Raw genomic sequence first — 15,331 nt, forward strand, 5'->3', positions numbered from 1 at the left:
CAACAGCCTGCTAGAGCGTTTTCGAGCGAAGCATGTCCTCGGGCTTGACCCGAGGATGGATACCGGTTCGCGCGAAGAAGCGTGCCAGATCAAAATCAAAGAGCCTCGCTTCTGCATCAGAAGCGAAAAGGCCCTGACTATCGCTCACCTGCTTACAAGGGCCAGACGGCGGCCACCGTCACGCGGCAACGTGGCGTCACCGTCCGCCAGTTTCCGCCATTTATAGAGCGGCGAGTCCGGCGGCGGCGAGAGATCGGGGGTCCAGCCCGTCAGCTTTTCCAGGACATAGGTATCCATCACCCTGCCACGCCAGATCCGTTGAACCTGACCGAGTGGCGTGAGCACCGCAGTGGTCGAGGCCAAAATCGAGGCATCATCCGGCTCCCGAGCGACGTAAAGCCCGGCGTGCCCGGTAATCACGTCGAGACCCGGATCGCGGAAGTCCATGAAGCGGCTGCGTTCGTTGATCTGAATCACCGGCACGCGATCTTTGAGATGCCAGCGCAGCATCGCATAGATGCGGTAATCGTCGGTCGCAATCCAGGTTGCGCCGGAGTTTTGCAATTCGCCTTCCACGCGGCTCGCGACCTGCGCGAACCCGGCCTCGCCGCCGATCGGATCGGTCTTACCAATGAAATTCCAGGGACTGACGGTGTAATACAGAAAGACCGCGGCGACGAGGACGAGGCCCGACGCGATCGCGGCATTGACCCAGAAGGCTGAGGATTTCTCCATCCACGCCGGCCATTTTTCCCGGCGACGCGTCGCAAAGTCGATCGCCGCTGCCGCGAAGCCCAACGGCCAGATCAGCATCGGCCAGGTGTCGCCGACCCGAAGGGTCATCGACTTCCAGAGGAAATACCCGAACGGCACCAGCACGGCCGTGGACAACAGCACGGCGACCGGATCGCGATGCCGATATCCGCGCCATGCCGTAAGCCCCACGCCGAACAACACCACAGGCAGCAGGATCGGTCCAACCTGGCCGAACTGAAGGCCGATATAATCGCCGAGCGTGCGCAGCATGAAATCGTGCGTCGCGGTGGCACGAACGAACTGAAACCGAAACGAGGCCCAGTCGTGCATCCCGTTCCAGATCAGAACCGGCGAGAACACCGCGACGGCAATCAACGCCGCGGCCCATGGATACGGGCTGCGCAGCCAGCGCCGACGCCAGTCCGGCACGACGATGAAAAGGACAATGGCGGGGACCAGCATCAGCGCGGTCAGTTTCGACAGCAGCGAGAGGCCGCCGAAGAGGCCGGCCGCGAGCCACCAGCGCGCATCGCCACTCTCGTTAAGCCGCACCAGCGACCAGACCATCGCCAGTTCGAACGGGATCAGTGCGACGTCGGGCGCGACCTTCGCCATCAGCAGGCCGTAATACAGCGTGGCTTCCATCATCAGAACCGCAAGCATGGCGGCGCGGATGTCGCGCGTGACGCGACGGACGATATCGGCCAGCAGCAATTGCGAGATCGGCATCGCCAGCAACCCGGCAAACCTGACGCCGAAATTGGTATCGCCGAAAATCGCGGTGCCGAAACGAATGAACCACGCGATCATTGGAGGATGGTCAAGGAAAGACAGCGCGCTTTCCTTCGACCAGGTCCAGTAGTAGGCCTCGTCGGTGCGCAGATCCAGCGTGCCGGCAAAGATGCATCGCATCGCGGTCATCACAGCGATCAACGCCGCGACCCAAAGCAGCGACGAAAGCGCTGGACGTTCCGGTTGCGACGCGGATTTATCGGGCTGTGCGATTGTCATCTGGACGCCGAGGACCGCGCCCATCGCGCATCCTCGCATGGTTCTCCGGCGGCTTCGGTCGCGCTTTCTTGACCACTCGGCCCCCGGTGTCAATCTGACGCCAACAAGGTCGGCCCGCCGCTTGGCTCGCGCATATTTTCCGGCGGCATTGTGCTGGGTGAGATTGCGCACGCACACACAGGCTCAATCCCACCTGCATGAACGGCCCTTCAGAAAATTGTCGGTTAGCCCCGCCGGATTCTTCGAACCGGCTTTTCAAAGCAAGCGACGAACTTGCGACGGGCAAGAGCGACACCCAATCACGAGCCCGCAACTGGAAACTAGAACCCGATTTGAACCCCGCGCATCACGCGCTTTATTTAAGGAGAACGACCATGTTTCGTAAACTTGCTCTTGGACTTGTTGCCGCCGCTTCCCTCGGTGCGACGGCGCTGGCCCCTTCGGCCGCTTCTGCGCATGGCTGGGGCGGGCATCACCACCACCACTTCGGCCACTTCGGCCACTTCGGCCACGGCCACCGCTTTGGCGTCGCCTATGTCGGCGGCTATGATGACGGATGTTACGTGGTGCGGCGCGTGCCGACCCCGTACGGCTTCCGCCTGCGCACCATCAACGTTTGCGATTGATCCGGCCTTCAGTTCTCTCGATCGCAAAACCCCGGCTGCCCAGCGGCCGGGGTTTTGTCCGTCGGCAGGCAGCGGCATCATCCGTCCGAGCAAAAGTCCGGCGACGATCCATCGATGTTGTCGACCTCCCTCACTCGAAAGCACCGATTGACTTGCAAGCTGGCGGTGCGAGACTTCGCGGATCGATGATCCCGTGATGACGGGCCTCGACCAAAAAGCTTCGGAGGAAGCCATGCTCGACAGACGAGAGATGCTGAAACGCGTCGGCGCCGGACTGGCGCTCGGCGCCGCCGCCAGCCTGCCCCCTTTCAAGGCCTTCGCGCTCGACAACGTGACCCTGCCGTTCGACAACGGCGAGCGCCCGCTGGTGAAGTATCCGCAGAAGCGCATGATGATCGGCCAGACCAGCCGGCCGCCGCAGCTCGAAACGCCGTTTTCGGTCTTTAACGAGAGCGTGATTACTCCGAACGACGCCTTCTTCGTCCGCTATCATCTGGCCGACCTCCCGCTCAACATCGATCCCGCCACGTTCACGCTCGAGATCAAGGGCAAGGTCGACCGTCCGCTCAAGCTGTCACTCAAGGACATCAGGAAGATGAAGGCGACCGAGGTCGTCGCCGTCAATCAGTGCTCGGGCAACAGCCGTGGATTTTCCAGTCCGCGTGTCGCCGGCGGACAGTCCGGCAACGGCGCGATGGGTAACGCGCGCTGGCGCGGCGTGCCGCTGAAGGCCGTACTCGATCAGGCCGGCGTGCAGCGGGGTGCGAAGCAGGTGGTTTTTGACGGCATGGACGGCCCCGTCAGCGACAAGACGCCGGATTTCGCCAAGGCGCTCGACATCGACCACTCGCGGGACGGCGAAGTGATGCTGGCCTATCTCATGAACGAGCGGGATTTGCCGTTTTTGAACGGCTTTCCGCTCCGGCTCGTCGTTCCCGGATATTACGGCACCTACTGGGTCAAGCACCTCAACGAGATCACCGTCATCGACAGCGTCTATGACAATTTCTGGATGAAGACGGCCTATCGCATTCCGGACAATGCCTGTGCCTGCGTCGAACCGGGCACGGCGCCGAAGGCGACGGTCCCTATCAACAGGTTCAACGTCCGCTCCTTCATCACCAATGTCGCCGATGGCGCGAAACTCGCGACCGGCGGCAAGCTCCTGAAGGGGATCGCGTTCGATGGCGGCACCGGAATCAAGGAGGTCGCCGTGTCGATCGACGGCGGCAAGACCTGGAAGGCCGCGCGGCTCGGCCGGAACTACGGCAAATACTCGTTCCGCGAATGGAAGGTTCCCGTCAAGCTCACCGCCGGTCCGCATGAACTGAAGGTGCGCGCGACCAGCAATGGCGGCCAGGTGCAGCCGGCCGAAGCCCTGTGGAATCCGGCCGGCTACATGCGCAACGTCATCGAGACCGTCCGCGTGACGGCGGCTTGAGGGAGGAGATCATGATGCGTCCAGTTCTTCTCGCCCTCGCAGTCGCCATCGGACTGGCCGGGGGCATCGGCGCCTTCGCTCCGACCACGGCCGGCGCCAAGCCGATCGCCTACAAGCTTCCCGATAAAGCGGCGGAGTTCAAACCGGGGCCCAATCTCGATGTTGTGAAGAACAACTGCACGGCCTGTCATTCGGCGGACTACGTCCAGACCCAGCCGCGCGGCCCGAAATTCACAAAGGATTTCTGGCAGGCGGAAGTGAACAAGATGATCAAGGTGTACGGCGCGCAGATCGAGGAGGCCGACATCGGCAAGATCGTCGACTATCTGACTGCGACCCATTGACGTTGGGAGCCGGCGTTCGCCGGAAATCCGGGATCTCCGGTCGGCGGATTGCCCCCGCCCGCCACCGGCGGACGAGCGTTTGGCACCCTAGTGGTCCTCGCGAATGTCAAATTCACTCCACTAGGGCCTTTACCGCCTCTAATAGAATGAGAAGCGAGGCTCTATGATTTTGATTTGACGCGCTTTCTTCACGCGAACCGGTATCCATCCTCGGGTCAAACCCGAGGACATGCTTCGCTCGAAAACGCTTTAGCGCCGGAATGCCCGGAATTGTGGCAAAATTGTACCGTATTCAGATAGGGGTTGGTTGAGGTATTTCGAGCTTGCGTTTGATCTATCAAGCCGGGCCGAGACCGCGTATCGTGCGCGCCGTCGGACAAGCCGGTTTCCGGGGACCGACGACTGTTTCAATCCTGCGGAGACTTGGGAATGGCTAAGGGTACTGTGAAGTGGTTCAACCCGACCAAGGGTTACGGATTCATCCAGCCGGCCGGCGGCGGCAAGGATGTATTCGTCCATATTTCGGCCGTCGAGAAAGCGGGCCTTTCAACGCTCAATGAAGGCCAGACGGTTGAGTTCGAGGAAGTTGCCAACCGCGGCAAGACCTCGGCCGAAAACCTCAAGGTTTGACGCGACGACGCGATTCTCAAGACCCGGATAAAGTCGCGTCCTAACAGGCGGGATACACTCCGAAGCGAACGACATCGGCTTCGCCGACGTAATCAGGTTTACGCCATCAGCGCAGACTCGATCCGCCGGCGACGAATATCGGCAAACCACGTGTATCGGCAAACCACGTGACGACGCGATCGCGCGGGAGTGTGTTGCCTCAATCTTCCTTGACCCTCAATCTTCCTTGACCCATTGATCGACAGTCATGACATCGGGCAGTTGCGCGTAGCCGCGCGGCCACATGTCGACGACCCACTCCACATGCGTGGCGCGCTCAACCAGCACCGCGGTATTATGCGGGGTCTGCAGCACAAGCGTGTTGCCGCGATAATGCGGATTCCCCACGGTGTGAAATTTGAAAAGTCTCCAGTCCTGCAGGACCGGCAGCAAACTGGTGACGTTGCGGGTCGTGTCCCAGCAATCGAAGTTGTGCTTGTAATCGCCGGCGCGGAAATCGGCCCGCGCCACACGCTTGCTGGTTCCGAGGATCGGTCCCATGCGGCGATCGAACCAGACCACCGCCTTTTGCACCGCCCGACGCTCCGCAGCAGCGGATGAACGGCCCGCCGCCAGAATTCGCGTCAGCGCAGCCCGGTCGGTAGACGTGAAATCGAGCCCCTCGCGGCGCCGGCAGACGAAGCCGTAGCAGACCGTCATGGATTTCGCGGTCGGCGGATAGATCGAGACGGAGGTGTAAAGCTGCGCGATGCCGGGGCTGAGTTCAGCGGCCCCGGCAGGACCGTCCATAGCCTGCGCCATGAACAGCATCGTACCCGCCGCAAGCAGACGAGACAGGCGGCGCCTGCTTGAGCAGCCAGGCCATCGATTTGGAAAGCTCGCCATCACACCTCGTGCATTCACGCTACCGACGCCCCATTGGCTCCATACCGGATTGAGCTTAGCTTGTTTGGTTGGAGAAAGGGTCGCACGGCCGCAACAGCATTTCAGATTCGTGTCGCGCGCGTGCGATCCACATGACAGTTCTCAAACGGCAGTTTGCGGAAGGCCGAGAATCGCCGATGTCGTCCCAGATTCCACCGCCGTTTTCGGCTTCCTACGCTCCGGACGACCGGGCCATGGCGGCGCTCCTGCTCGCCGAGACGCGGCCGGTGCCCGAACGGGAAGCGCGGATCGATCGCACGGCGCGCGGCCTGATCGACGCCATCCGACGCAACGACGATCCACTGGGCGGCGTCGAGGACATGCTGCGCGAGTTTGCATTGTCGACCAGGGAAGGACTCGCGCTGATGGTGCTCGCCGAAGCGCTGCTGCGGGTGCCCGATGCCGATACCGCGGACCGGTTCATCGAAGACAAGCTCGGGCAAGGCGACTTCATCCATCACGAGACCAGATCCAGCGCCTTCCTCGTCAACGCCTCCGCCTGGGCGCTCGGGTTGTCGGCGCGGGTCGTCCAGCCGGGCGAGACGCCGCAGGGAACCATCGGGCGGCTCACCAAGCGGCTCGGCGTTCCGGCGGTGCGGGCGGCGACGCGGCAGGCGATGCGGCTGATGGGCGGCCACTTCGTGCTCGGCGAGACCATCGAGGCGGCGCTCGAGCGGGCGCACGCGCACGCGGCGGGACACGCCCGCTATTCCTTCGACATGCTCGGCGAGGGCGCGCGTACCGCCGCGGATGCGGATCGTTATTTCAAGTCCTACGCCGCCGCGATCGAGGCGATTGGCCAATACGCCGGCGACAGGCCCCTGCCCGACCGCCCCGGCATTTCCGTCAAGCTGTCGGCGCTGCATCCACGCTTTGAGGCGGTGAGCCGACAACGGGTGATGGCGGAACTGGTGCCGCGCGTCATCGATCTTGCCGCGCGCGCCAAGGCGCACGATCTCAACTTCACGGTCGATGCGGAGGAAGCCGATCGGCTGGAACTGTCGCTCGACGTCATCGCCGCCGTCGCCGCCAATCCCTCGCTCGCCGGCTGGAGCGGCTTTGGCCTCGCCATTCAGGCCTATCAGAAGCGCGCCTCTGCGGTGATCGATTACATCGACGACCTCGCGCGACACCTCAATCGGCGGATGATGGTCCGTCTGGTGAAGGGCGCGTACTGGGACACCGAGATCAAGCGCGCGCAGGAACGCGGGCTCGACGGCTATCCCGTATTCACCCGCAAGGCGATGACCGACCTGAACTACATCGCCTGCGCAAAAAAACTGCTGACACTGCGGCCACACCTCTTTCCGCAATTCGCGACCCACAATGCCCTCACCGTCGCCACGCTTCTCGAACTGACTGACGGAGCCGACGACGGATACGAATTCCAGCGCCTGCACGGCATGGGCGACGCCCTCTACGCCAAGCTCGGCAAGGATCGTCCGGCCATCGCCTGCCGCACCTATGCGCCCGTCGGCAGTCATCGCGACCTGCTCGCCTATCTGGTGCGCCGCCTGCTCGAAAACGGCGCCAACTCCTCCTTCGTCGCAATGGCCTCCGATCCGCGAGTCCCGGCGGACACTCTGCTGCGCCGACCGGCCGATATCATCGGCAATGCCGACAATGCCGGGCATACGACGATTCCGCTGCCGCGCGATCTATTTCAGCCGGAGCGCGTCAATTCGCGTGGCATCGAATTCGGCGAGCGCGCGGCGCTGAACCGGCTGGTTGCCGACGTCGCTACCAAACAAACCTTGACCCTCACGGTGAAACACAGCGCGCCGGAGGACGTGGACCGCATTGTCTCTCTGGCGCGCGACGGATTTCCGTCATGGAGCCGCACACCGGCGGCTATGCGAGCGGCTGCCCTGGAGCGCGCAGCCGACTTGCTGGAACAACGGTCGGCGCATTTCATCGCGCTGCTGCAGCGGGAAGGCGGCAAGACGCTGGATGATTCCGTGTCGGAGGTCCGCGAAGCCGCCGACTTCTGCCGCTACTACGCCGCGCAAGGCCGCAAGCTGTTCGACAACGCGCAGCCGATGCCGGGGCCGACCGGCGAGCGCAACACGTTGCGGCTGCGCGGGCGCGGCGTCTTTGCCGCGATCTCGCCGTGGAATTTTCCGCTGGCGATCTTTACCGGACAGATAACCGCGGCGCTGATGGCCGGCAATACGGTGGCCGCGAAACCCGCCGAGCAGACGCCGCAGATCGCGGCCGAGGCCGTGCGCCTGCTGCATGAGGCCGGCATCCCGGAAACGGCGCTTCACCTGATCCAGGGCGATGGCCCCATCGGGGCTGCGCTTGTCGCGCATCGCGATATCGCCGGCGTGGTCTTCACCGGATCGACGGTAGTGGCGCGGTCGATCAACCGCTCGCTCGCCGCCAAGGACGGCCCCATCGTGCCGCTGATCGCCGAGACCGGCGGCATCAACGCCATGATCGCCGACGCCACCGCGCTGCCCGAGCAGGTCGCCGACGATGTCGTGACTTCGGCGTTCCGCTCCGCCGGGCAACGCTGCTCGGCGCTGCGGCTGCTGTTCGTGCAGGATGACGTGGCCGACCGCATGATCGAGATGATCGCGGGCGCCGCGCGCGAACTGAGGATCGGCGACCCGTCCGATCCCGCCACGCATGTCGGCCCGGTGATCGACCGCGAGGCCAAACAGCAACTCGATGCGCATATCGCGCGCATGACGCGCGAAGGTCGCGTGCGTTTCGCAGGACAAGCGCCCGCGTCCGGCAATTTCGTCGCGCCGCATATCTTCGAACTGGCCGACGCGCGGCAACTGAGCGAAGAGGTGTTCGGACCGATCCTCCACGTCGTGCGTTATCGCGCCTCCGGCCTCGATGCGGTTCTGCAAGCCATCGACGACAGCGGCTACGGCCTGACGCTCGGCATCCACTCCCGCATCGACGACACGATCGAGGTGATCGTCGATCGCCTCCAGGTCGGAAACGTCTACGTCAACCGCAACATGATCGGCGCGGTGGTCGGCGTGCAGCCCTTCGGCGGTCACGGCCTGTCGGGGACCGGGCCCAAAGCCGGCGGCCCGAACTATCTCACCCGTTTCGCGACCGAGCAGACCGTGACGGTGAACACCGCAGCCGCCGGCGGTAATGCCGCATTGATGACCGAAGAAGGGTAGTCAACGGCCACCGGGGGCAACCGCTCTGCCAAAAACGCTGCGTGCGGCGGGGACTGTGGCGAAGCCTCCGCATTCGCTCTAGCGAAGCAGCCATGGCCAAGCGAGCCCGAGTGCGATCAGGCCCAGGATGTCAAATCCCGAGGGACGAAATAGTTCCGGCGCGCTTTATCCGCCACGAGGTCGCGGAAACCGCCGTCAGCGCGAGACCACCAGACCTCTGCTGGTGACGACGACCCAGCGACCGTCCTGCTTGCGGATTGCATCGACGCGGCCTAGCCCGGGCACCGGATCGCCGGCATAGACCTCGTAGATACCGCCACGCCCTTCTATCAGCGCACCGCCGTTGGCGACGTCGCGCAATACCCAGCCCTCGACCGCGGGCAGACGCGCTATTGCCGGCTTCGCCGCCGGCAGCGGCACCGGCGTGGCAACAGTTGGAATCGACCCCGTCACGTTCGTCGCGGCGGCGGCCGGAGCGGCAACCGACGCGGAGGAGGACACACGCTGCCTGTCCAGCGTCTCATTGAGCTTTGTCAACTTCGCCGCCGACTCGGCATGCGCCTTTTCGACCTTGTCCAGACGATCGTTGACCTTGGCGAACTGACCGGCCTCGCCCTTGGCGGAGCGATCGATGCCCGTCTTCAGCGTGGCAACTTCGGACTCCAGCCGCGTGATCGTGGCCTCCATGGCCTGGGTGCGGCTCGCCATCGCCGACGACTGTTCACCGGCGACGCCGTGGCCGAGGCCGGATGTCGCGAGCGAGCCGCCGATCGCACCGGCAATCGCCGCCAACACCGCGACCGCCGCAATTGCGGCGAGACGCCGCTTGCCGAACCGGCTCGACGCCTGCGCACCGCTGGCTGCCGCAGGGCCCTGATCGATGGTCGCGCGATCCCATGATTGGTCGCGTGACGGCGCCACGATCATGATCTTGCCGGTTTCTCGCAGAGCGTCCGCCTTCGGAGCTTCAGCCTCAACCTTAGGCTCGATCCGGGGTGCCTCCGCCTTCGGAGCGTCGGCCTCAACCTTGGACTCGACCCGCGGTGCTTCCACCTTCGGAGCCTCAGCCTCAACCTCGGACTCGATCCGCGGTGCTTCCGCCTTCGGAGCCTCAGCTTCAACCTTGGGCTCGATCCGGGGTATTTCCAGCTTCGGCGCCTCGAGCTTGATGTCGTCGGGCGGCGGCGCAGACAATTCCTGCTCCGGTGCAAGTTCTGGAGATTCGGCGCTCGACGACATGTCATCCATCCCGGCGGATTTGTCACCGGGACCACTCTTGGTTCGATCAGACGAATGGTCGCTCACGTTAAAACCTCCAATAAAGGTTGACCATTTGGTAACTTTTCATTGCTTGCGAAATCGTTACCTTCGGGACCATTGCGGAAATTTTAGGATTTTTTCCGACTCACAAAACGGCTTAACCAAGACGGCAAAAGCGCCAACCTCATATCAGCGAGGCATCGCGTTGGAGCACGGCCCGTCCACGAAGGCTTGGGTGGCGCCCCCAGAGCCTTTCCGCTTCTGATAAAATCAGAAGCGGGGCTCTGTGTTTTTGATTTGCCGCGTTTTGCGAACCGGTATCCACTTCGCTCGAAAACGCTATAGCCTAAATCACCACCGGCGCATCCGGCAGTTCGTTCGGACCGGCCCCCTGCTTCGGGAAATGTTTTGCAAGTTGCCGCGAGACGGCTGCGATGCCCTCGACGACTCCGGCCTCGAAGCGGCCTCGCTTGAACTCAGCCTCCATCGCGACACAGATGGTCTTCCATACCGCCTCGCCGACCCTGGCGTGAATGCCGCGATCGGCAACGATCTCGACATCGCGGTCAGCGAGCAACAAATAGATCAGGATGCCGTTGTTGTGCGCAGTATCCCAGATTTTCAGGTGCGCGAACACGTCGAGCGCCCGCTCGCGCGCCGGCTGATTGCGAAACAGGGGAATGCCGTCGAGCGCGCCTTCCACGGCAAACACCACCTGCCCCGAATGGGTCGTCTCGCCGGCGCGGATCGCCCGTTCGATGGCGGCCATCGCCTCTGGCGGCAAATGCTTTCGCACCCGCCAGCGATGCCCAAGCAGATGCTTGCCGATACGCCTGATATCCATGCCTACCAGCTCCCCGATGCGCCGCCGCCGCCAAAGCTTCCGCCGCCACCGCTAAATCCTCCGCCGCCGCCCGAGAACGATCCGCCTCCGCGGCCGCCGCCGATCCAGGCGCCGCCGCCCCGGCCCGCGCCCGAGACAATCGCATCGCCGAGCAGCGTGAAGACGAAGGCAAGCACTCCGGCGGCACCCGAGACGACAAGCGATCCGATGAACAGCCAGGCCACCAAACCGACGATCCCCCCGACCGCCACAGAGCCGAACAGCCGGCCGAACACACCCCGGAATATCCCGCCGAGGACAAGCACGCCGACGATGACAAACGGATTGAAGAGATCCTCGATGCTGAAATTGTTCGCGTACTGCGCCTGCGGTTTCGGCGCAGGCAAGGGCTCGCCGTCGATCACGCGTAACATGCGATCCACACCGGCGGAGATGCCGCCGGCAAAATCGCCGGTTCGGAACTTCGGCACGATCTCTTCGTCGATGATCCGTTTCGAGGTGAGATCAGTCAGCGCGCCCTCGAGGCCGTAACCCACCTCGATCCGCAGCTTGCGGTCGTCCTTGGCGACGAGAAGGATCGCGCCGTCATCGACCTTCTTACGGCCGATCTTCCATTGCTCGGCAACCCGGATCGAATACTGCTCGATGGTTTCCGGCTCGGTTGTCGGCACGATCAGCACCGCGACCTGGCTGCCCTTGCGATCCTCGAACGCTTTCAGCTTCTGTTCGAGCGACGCCTTCTGATCGCTGCTCAGCGTCGCGGTCTGATCGACCACGTGCCCGGTCAAAGGCGGCACCGCGACATCCGCGAATGCCGCGCCGACCCAACACAGCATCAGCGCCAGCAGCGTCGCCTTCAGGGTGCGCATTACCGCCACCGACCGCGCCGGCTACTTCGACGGCGCGGCCGGCGCCGGATTGAAATCGACCTTCGGCGCGGTCGAAATATCCTTCTCGTTGTCGACCGTGAAGTTCGGCTTGGTCTTGTAACCCAACGCCATGGCGGTCAGGTTGGTGGGGAACGAGCGGACGGTCACGTTATAGTCCTGCACCGCCTTGATGTAGCGGTTGCGCGCCACGGTGATGCGATTCTCGGTGCCTTCGAGCTGGCTCATCAGGTCGCGAAACAGCGCATCCGACTTGAGCTGCGGATAATTCTCGGTGACGACCAAAAGGCGCGACAGCGCGCTGGAGAGTTCGCCCTGGGCGGCCTGGAATTTCTGGAACGCCGCGGGATCGTTGAGCACTTCCGGCGTGGCCTGGATGCTGCCGACCTTGGCGCGCGCGTTGGTGACGCCGAGCAGGACGTCCTTTTCCTGTTGCGCAAAGCCCTTCACCGAATTGACGAGGTTCGGCACCAGGTCGGCGCGGCGCTGGTATTGATTGACCACTTCGGACCAGTCGGACTTGATCTGCTCGTCCTGCGACTGGATGGCGTTGTAGCCGCAATTGGTCAGGCTCAGGGTGGCGAGCGCCGCCAGTACCGTCAAAAACTTTCGCATCAGATCTCTCCTGCCCGGCAATCAAGACTGCGTTTTAAGAAAAAGCCGCGCGACCTCTTCGGCCGCGCAACCGGAAGAGTAGCAGATGTCGGGGCCGCGCCGGCCTGTCAATTCCCCCGTTCCTGGGAACCAGCCTGTCCGCAAACCTGCCGCTGCGTTATAGTTCAGGCATGACCGTTACGGATATCGCGACGCGAACCTATAACCACGGCTGGCGCCTCGATCCCATCGTGCGCAGCCTGCTCGATACGGATTTCTACAAGCTTCTGATGCTGCAGATGATCCGGGAATTCTATCCGAACGAGCACGTCACGTTTTCCGTCATCAATCGGAGCCGCCACGTCCGCCTCGCCGAAGCGATCGACGAGGGTGAACTGCGCGCGCAGCTCGATCATGCCCGCTCTATCCGCTTCAGCAAGAACGAGCTGATCTGGCTCGCGGGCAACACCTTCTACGGCAAGACCCAGATGTTTTCGCCGGACTTCATCGATTGGCTGGCGACGTTCCGGCTTGGCGAATATGAATTGCGGAAGGTCGACGGCCAGTACGAACTGCATTTCCACGGTCCGTGGACCCACACCACCATGTGGGAGATTCCGGCGCTCGCCATTCTCAACGAGTTACGGTCGCGCCAGGTGACCAAGGGTCAGGGCCGTTTCGCCCTCGACGTGCTTTATGCGCGCGCCAAGGCAAAGCTGTGGGCCAAGGTCGAACGGTTGCGCAAGCTGGATGACTTGTGGCTGTCGGACTTCGGAACGCGGCGACGTCACGGCTTTCTCTGGCAGCGTTGGTGCGTCGAGGCGGCCAAGGAAGGACTGGGACCCGCCTTCACCGGCACGTCGAACGTTTTGCTCGCGATGGACAACGACCTCGAGGCCATCGGCACCAACGCACATGAACTGCCGATGGTCGCGGCTGCGCTCGCCGACGACGATACCGCGTTGCGCCGGGCGCCCTATCGTATCCTCGACCAATGGCGACACACCTATGGGGGCAACCTGCTGGTCGCCCTGCCCGATGCCTTCGGCACCCAGGCCTTTCTGCGGGACGCGCCGGAGTGGGTGGCGGACTGGACCGGATTTCGTCCCGACAGCCTGCCGCCGATCGCGGCGGGCGAGGAAATCATCAAGTGGTGGAAGCAGAAGAGCCGCGATCCCCGGGAGAAGCTGCTGGTGTTTTCCGACGGCATGGACGTCGATTCGATCGAGGAGACGTATCATCACTTTGCTGGCCGCGTGCGGGTCAGTTTCGGCTGGGGCACCAACCTGACCAACGACTTCGTGGGATGTTCGCCCGACGGCACCGTCGACCTCGATCCGATCTCGATCGTCTGCAAGGTGACGTCGGTCAACGGCCGTCCTGCCGTGAAACTGTCGGATAATCCCGAGAAGGCGACCGGCGAGCCCTCGGAGATCGAACGCTACCTGCGCGTGTTCGGAAGCGCCGGCCGCGTCCGCGCTCCCGTTCACGTCTGAACCGATGATGGCGCCCTTCAATGGGGCGCGTCGGGATGCCAGCCGACGACGGCCAGCATCACGAAAAAACCGACGACGTAGGCGACCGCGATGGGCCAACCGTTCCTGACCCAGGATCCCACCGATTTCGCCTCGGGGTACATGTTCGACAGCGCCACGCCCGCGGAAGAGCCGAACCAGACCATCGAGCCACCGAAGCCGACGGCGTAAGCGAGAAATCCCCAGTCATAGCCACCCTGCTTGAGTGCCAGCGCGGTGAGCGGGATGTTGTCGAACACCGACGAAACGAAGCCGAGGCCGAGCGCCGTGGGCCACGACGCCGCCGGCAGTTTTTCCACCGGCATCATGGAGGCGGCGGTCACCAGCGCCAGAAGAAAGATCGTACCCTTGAAAGTCTCGGGCATGACCTTCCAATCCGGCGCACGCAAGAACGCCGTCAGCAAAATCGCCGCCCAGACGGCGAGCCCGAGCACGGGGAGCGTATCGAGCAGCGCCGGGAATTTCAGGTTCGCGGTCACGTTTGCAACCAGCGCCGCAATCAGAATGGCCGCGACGATGAAGACCCTCGCGCCGTCCACACGCAGGCCGCTCGTGGCGTTCTTCACCACCGGCGACAAGCGATGCTGCCGCATCGCCGCCGGAACCGCGAAAATCACGAGCGCGACGATGGCCGCGACATAGGCTTCGAGGACACTGAGCGGGCTGATACCGTCAATCCACATCATCGTCGTCGTCGTATCGCCGACCACGCTTCCGGCGCCGCCGGCATTGGAGGCTGCGACGATCGCGGCCAGGTAACCGATGTGCACCTTGCCCCGAAACACGTGGCGCGCCACCGTGCCGCCGATCAGCGCTCCCGCGATATTATCGAGGAAGCTCGACAGCACGAAAACGATGACGAGAAGGACGGCACCGCCTTTCCAGTCATCGGGCAACAGGGCCGGCACCTCATCCGGAATCCGGCTCTCCTCGAAGTGTCGCGACAGCAGAGCAAATCCCATCAGCAGCAGGAACAGGTTGGCCAGCGTGACCCACTCGTGCTCCATGTGATGGCCAAGACCGGCCACTCCCATGCCGAATTTGAATCCGGTAAAGCCGATCTTGTAACTGATGATCACGGCAAGACCGATCAAAGCGATCGCGAGCGTATGCCGGTGAAACAGCGCAATGCCGAACAGGATAAACCCAAAGAGGATGAAATCGAGGGGAATTCCAAGAATCAGAATCGGATCGGCCATCGTGCTCCCAAATATTCAAACCGTCAGGATACAGACCTGACGACGGACTCACACCGGGCCGAAGGAAAGTGAAGACGGATCGCTATCGCAACGACATTCGATCGGTGTTCGCCTCGGACCGTGCGGCATATGAT

Annotated in this window: 13 protein-coding genes; 6 read left to right on the top strand and 7 right to left on the bottom strand. The window is 63.2% G+C overall.

Features of this window, described 5'->3' with window-relative positions; translation table 11 throughout:
- Window positions 1-144 precede the first annotated feature (144 nt).
- Complete coding sequence (locus NHAM_RS17415) at window positions 145-1,791, bottom strand: glycosyltransferase family 39 protein (protein WP_157043671.1); 1,647 nt, start codon at window positions 1,789-1,791, stop codon at window positions 145-147.
- 350 nt (window positions 1,792-2,141) lie between these two features.
- Here NHAM_RS17415 and NHAM_RS25205 point away from each other — a divergent pair, with 350 nt between their 5' ends.
- The 4 genes from NHAM_RS25205 to NHAM_RS17435 all read left to right on the top strand — a co-directional run bounded on the left by NHAM_RS25205 (window position 2,142) and on the right by NHAM_RS17435 (window position 4,808).
- On the top strand, window positions 2,142-2,393 hold the full coding sequence (locus NHAM_RS25205; protein WP_081435031.1) for a hypothetical protein: 252 nt from the start codon (window positions 2,142-2,144) through the stop codon (window positions 2,391-2,393).
- Window positions 2,394-2,625: 232 nt separating this feature from the next.
- Window positions 2,626-3,834 (top strand): molybdopterin-dependent oxidoreductase, encoded by a 1,209-nt coding sequence (locus tag NHAM_RS17425; RefSeq protein ID WP_011511776.1) that lies wholly within the window; start codon window positions 2,626-2,628, stop codon window positions 3,832-3,834.
- Between the two features lie 11 nt (window positions 3,835-3,845).
- On the top strand, window positions 3,846-4,178 hold the full coding sequence (locus tag NHAM_RS17430; RefSeq protein WP_011511777.1) for a sulfite:cytochrome C oxidoreductase subunit B: 333 nt from the start codon (window positions 3,846-3,848) through the stop codon (window positions 4,176-4,178).
- Between the two features lie 429 nt (window positions 4,179-4,607).
- Window positions 4,608-4,808, top strand: a complete 201-nt coding sequence (locus NHAM_RS17435) for a cold-shock protein (protein ID WP_011511778.1) — start codon at window positions 4,608-4,610, stop codon at window positions 4,806-4,808.
- Window positions 4,809-5,024: 216 nt separating this feature from the next.
- Here NHAM_RS17435 and NHAM_RS17440 read toward each other — a convergent pair whose 3' ends face one another.
- Window positions 5,025-5,618, bottom strand: a complete 594-nt coding sequence (locus NHAM_RS17440) for a hypothetical protein (protein WP_049769367.1) — start codon at window positions 5,616-5,618, stop codon at window positions 5,025-5,027.
- Window positions 5,619-5,869: 251 nt separating this feature from the next.
- Between NHAM_RS17440 and putA the strand changes: the two genes are divergently transcribed.
- Window positions 5,870-8,878 carry a bifunctional proline dehydrogenase/L-glutamate gamma-semialdehyde dehydrogenase PutA gene (putA, locus tag NHAM_RS17445; RefSeq protein ID WP_041359221.1) on the top strand — a complete coding sequence of 1,003 codons (3,009 nt, stop codon included), beginning with the start codon at window positions 5,870-5,872 and terminating at the stop codon, window positions 8,876-8,878.
- Window positions 8,879-9,073: 195 nt separating this feature from the next.
- Here putA and NHAM_RS17450 read toward each other — a convergent pair whose 3' ends face one another.
- From NHAM_RS17450 to NHAM_RS17465, 4 genes are all read right to left on the bottom strand, one after another.
- Window positions 9,074-10,183, bottom strand: a complete 1,110-nt coding sequence (locus NHAM_RS17450; RefSeq protein WP_041358311.1) for a hypothetical protein — start codon at window positions 10,181-10,183, stop codon at window positions 9,074-9,076.
- 301 nt (window positions 10,184-10,484) lie between these two features.
- Entirely contained in the window at window positions 10,485-10,982 is a 498-nt protein-coding gene (locus NHAM_RS17455) for a TPM domain-containing protein (protein WP_011511782.1), read from the bottom strand.
- A gap of 2 nt (window positions 10,983-10,984) precedes the next feature.
- Window positions 10,985-11,851, bottom strand: a complete 867-nt coding sequence (locus NHAM_RS17460) for a TPM domain-containing protein (RefSeq protein ID WP_011511783.1) — start codon at window positions 11,849-11,851, stop codon at window positions 10,985-10,987.
- 21 nt (window positions 11,852-11,872) lie between these two features.
- Window positions 11,873-12,484 carry a LemA family protein gene (locus NHAM_RS17465; RefSeq protein WP_011511784.1) on the bottom strand — a complete coding sequence of 204 codons (612 nt, stop codon included), beginning with the start codon at window positions 12,482-12,484 and terminating at the stop codon, window positions 11,873-11,875.
- Between the two features lie 170 nt (window positions 12,485-12,654).
- On the opposite strand from NHAM_RS17465, the gene pncB reads away from it, so the two are divergent.
- The gene (pncB, locus tag NHAM_RS17470; protein ID WP_011511785.1) at window positions 12,655-13,959 is read left to right on the top strand and encodes a nicotinate phosphoribosyltransferase; all 1,305 of its coding nucleotides are present in this window, start codon (window positions 12,655-12,657) and stop codon (window positions 13,957-13,959) included.
- Window positions 13,960-13,976: 17 nt separating this feature from the next.
- Here pncB and NHAM_RS17475 read toward each other — a convergent pair whose 3' ends face one another.
- Entirely contained in the window at window positions 13,977-15,197 is a 1,221-nt protein-coding gene (locus tag NHAM_RS17475; protein ID WP_011511786.1) for a citrate transporter, read from the bottom strand.
- Window positions 15,198-15,331: the final 134 nt, after the last annotated feature.

The organism is Nitrobacter hamburgensis X14, from assembly GCF_000013885.1.
Taxonomy (GTDB): domain Bacteria; phylum Pseudomonadota; class Alphaproteobacteria; order Rhizobiales; family Xanthobacteraceae; genus Nitrobacter; species Nitrobacter hamburgensis.